The 3,644-nt window shown below is 63.8% G+C and carries 3 protein-coding genes; 1 reads left to right on the forward strand and 2 read right to left on the reverse strand.

Annotated features, from left to right (window positions below; translation table 11 throughout):
* Positions 1-496, forward strand: a 496-nt coding sequence (locus ACH2EI_RS21915; RefSeq protein WP_395161587.1) for a PAC2 family protein, incomplete at its 5' end; no start/stop codon positions are given.
* Between the two features lie 41 nt (positions 497-537).
* On the opposite strand, the gene ACH2EI_RS21920 is transcribed toward ACH2EI_RS21915, so the two are convergent.
* Both ACH2EI_RS21920 and ACH2EI_RS21925 read right to left on the reverse strand, forming a co-directional pair.
* Positions 538-1,248: an NUDIX domain-containing protein gene (locus ACH2EI_RS21920; protein WP_395154992.1), complete on the reverse strand. Its 711-nt coding sequence runs from the start codon at positions 1,246-1,248 to the stop codon at positions 538-540.
* Between the two features lie 59 nt (positions 1,249-1,307).
* On the reverse strand, positions 1,308-3,644 hold a 2,337-nt coding region (locus ACH2EI_RS21925; RefSeq protein WP_395154991.1), incomplete at its 5' end, for a [protein-PII] uridylyltransferase.

Raw genomic sequence — 3,644 nt, forward strand, 5'->3', positions numbered from 1 at the left:
CATGGCGATCTCGTTGGGCGCGTTGCTCGCCGACGTCCCGCACTCGCGCCCGGTGCCCCTCATCGGAACCGCCACCGACGAGGGACTCATCGAACGATTTGAGCTTCAACGATCCGAGTACGAAGGGCCGACCGGAATCGTCGGCGTCCTCCACGATCAGTTGCACCGCGCCGGCCTCGCCACTGCATCACTCTGGGCAGCAATTCCTGGTTATGCATCCCAGGTGCCGTCACCGAAGGCTGCGTCGGCGTTGGTCGAACGCGCCTGCACCATGATTGGCACTCCCGCACCGCTGCAGCCGCTCGCAGCCGGCGCTGCCGAATACGACGCCCGTGTTGCCGCCTTGATTGGCGACGACGACGACATGGTCGAGTACCTGTCGCGCCTCGAAGAGATCTCCGACGATTCAGCCGACGACGAACTCGTCACGGCCGAACCGGTCGATCCTGAAGGTCTGGTCGACGAAGTCGAACAGTTTCTTCGCGAACAAGACTGAGTCGCTCACCAAGACGACCCGGTGCCGGTCACCACGCCCTCTCAGGTTCGCCAGATGGGGTCGCGAACGTCATCGAAGGTTGCCGGGGCTTGTATCCCGTTGATGGCGTCGAACGCCATGTCGCCCCACCAGCCAGCACCAGCCGTGGCCTCAGGGAGTTGATCCTGGGCGAACCAGCCGACGTCGCCGGTCTCAAGCGGGTGCGGATCCAGCGACCCTCCCGTTGCACGGCAGTGAAACAGCAGCATGTACATGCCAAATCGGCTGAAACCCATGCGTTGGCCGTCGACCACGCCGAGCAACCGAGTCGGCACGCATTCGATGCCGGTCTCTTCGTGGACTTCTTTCACGGCAACCTCAGCGGGTGAGTAGCCGACGTCGGCCCAACCCGTGGGATACAGCCAGACGCCGGAATCCTTGCGCTGAACCAGCAGTATCTCGCCGTCGTCGTTGCCGACAATCGCGCCGATTGCAACCTTCGGGGTGACGTAGCCGGGCACGCCCTCGCCAATCGACTCGACCCATTCGCCCACGAACTCGTCGCGGGCGGTGTCGGACCCTGAAACGCCTGCCGCTGCGGCCTTAATGTCCCCGGCGACGTGCAGCACCTCTTCGAAGCGTTCACGTTCGTACAGGCTTTCGGTGAAACCCATCCCTGTCCGGGCGATGCCAGCAAGGGTTTCGCTCCAGCGCGCCAGATCCGATGCCATGTCGGGGCCCACCGCGTGACGTTCTGAATTGTCGCTGCTCACTTCGTCCACGCTACGTCATCGAAACGGGTGGGGCAGGTTCGTGCCTACCAGGGCCAAACTCAGGTGGCCGCGTGCAGGATTGCGCGCTGGATTTCTTTACGGTGAAACTTGTCGGTGACGAGTTCCCCCGCCGAGGTGCGGACATAAAACGTGTCAACGACCTCGATGCCAATGGTGTGCACCGTGGCATGGCGGATGTCGAGGCCAAGCTCGCCGATCGCCTTCGTGATCTGGTGAAGGATGCCGATCTTCGTGACCGCACGAACTTCGATCACCGTTGCGTTGCTGGAGGCCCCATCGTGGAACACCACCTGCGGCGGCTCCGGCTGCAGCGCCTGAGTGCGGCGACGACGCCGATACGTCTTGGCACGTTCGACCAGCCGCGACTCGATTGCCAACTGATGAGCAAGTGCACGACCGAGGTCAGTCTTGAGCGTGCGCCAGGCGATCCCATCTTCAGGGAGGATGATCCGGAACTCGGATGCAGCCATGCCCTGCTCGTCGGAGTGCGCCCGAGCCGTGAGTACGTCGAGTCCGTGCAGCGAAAGCACGCCGGCAACCTGGCTGAACGTTCCGGCCGAGTCAGGACTGACAACGGTGATGACGTCGTCCTTGCGATGCATTGCAATCTCGCCGGCCGCCATCAGCATTAATGTGCTCGCGTCGGGGAACAGGCTCCAGGTGACCTCAGCAACGTTGCCGCCACCCAGCACGTGGCGCACACGAGCCGCCAGTTCGTTGACAAGGTCTTCTTTCCACGAGCCCCATGCCGACGGGCCGGTGGCGAGTGAGTCGGCTTCGGTGAGTGCGTGCAGTAGATCGAGTCGTTCGACCGAGCCGAGGGATTCCGCGACCTGGTTGATCGTGGCTTCGTCAGTGAGGTCACGGCGAACAGCGACGTCGGGGAGCAGCAGGTGATGCTCGACCATGGCAACAAGCGTGTCGACGTCGGCTGTCGGGAGCCCGAGCTTCGGACCGACCTGGCGGACCAGCTCCATCCCGACGATCGTGTGATCGCCCGGGTAACCCTTGCCGAGATCGTGGAACAATCCGCCGAGCACGAGGAGGTCGGGTCGAGCCACGCGATCAACGAGTTGTGATGCGTTGGCGGCGGCTTCCCACAGGTGCCGGTCAACGGTGAAGCGGTGATAGGCGTTGCGCTGCGGCTTGGACCGGTTCGGTTCCCACTCAGGAAGCAGCCGGGCGAACAACTCTCGCTGATCGAGTGCTTCGAGTACACGAATCGAACGGTGCCCTTCGAGGAGCAGTGCCACAAGTTGAGCCGTGGCCCCCACCGGCCACGTGCCTTTCCACGGTTCGACCTCGTCGTGCAGCCTGTCGAGCGTGCTGCGACCAATCCTGCAGTCGTTGCGGGCAGCAGCGACGGCTGCTTGGAGAACGAGCGTGGGGTCAGCGACCGGGTTGGCGCCATCGGCCAATTCGATCTCACCATTGCGAAGCACAATGCCCGACGAGATCGCACGGTCTGGCAGGCGGTCGGCGATCGCGACTGATCGGCCCCAGTTTTCGTCGACGAGCCAAGCGATGGTGCGGCCGGCTGCGGCGATGTCGGCCATCAGGTCGTCGGCATCATTCCAGCCACCGACTTCAGCCGTCGAGTCTTGATCTTCGAGGCGCAGGATGTCGCCCGGTCGTCCGGTGGCGCGATGGAGCGCTACTCGCGCGCCGAGCAGTACGTCGTAGCAACGCTCGAGCTCGACGAGATCTTCGGGCAGGATCGACAGCCCACTCTGGTGAGCCCACTTGAGCGACTGAACGTCGCGCAGGCCTCCGTGGCCCAGCTTCAGATCTGGTTCGAGGCGATAGGCCACGTCGCCCGCATTGTCTTGGCGTTCGCGCACTCGGGCACGCAGAGCGGCCAGGAATGTGCCGCTTTGCTTGTCCCAGCTGGCCCGCCCCTTGGTTGTCACTTCGTCGGCGAGGTCGGTGTCACCGGCGAGGAATCGAGCCGTGAGCAACGCTGTTGCGGAGTCGAGATCTGCAGTGATGATCGTCAGCTGTTCCTTAACGGTGCGGACTGCGTGACCGAGCTTGACACCTGCGTCCCACAGCGGATACCAGAGCGCACTCGCCACGGCCTCGACGGCGGGTGCGGTCTTCTTGCCTTTGAGCTCGTGCACGAGCAACAGATCAAGGTCGCTCCAGGGAGCGAGTTCGCTGCGTCCAAACCCGCCGACAGCGAGCAGCGCGAACCGACTCTTTGCTGGCGCGTACTCGCTGACTGCTGCTTCGAACAGCGAACGAACCCAGTCGTCGGTGATGACAGCAAGCGACTCGCAGTACGCGGCCCCGCCGTTGCGGAGGTCATCAGAGTGCGCAGCAGCCGCTGCGTCCAGATGGCCCTGCCGACTGCCCGGCAACGGCGAGCTCATTCG

The organism is Ilumatobacter sp. (assembly GCF_041688325.1).
Taxonomy (GTDB): Bacteria; Actinomycetota; Acidimicrobiia; order Acidimicrobiales; family Ilumatobacteraceae; genus Ilumatobacter_A.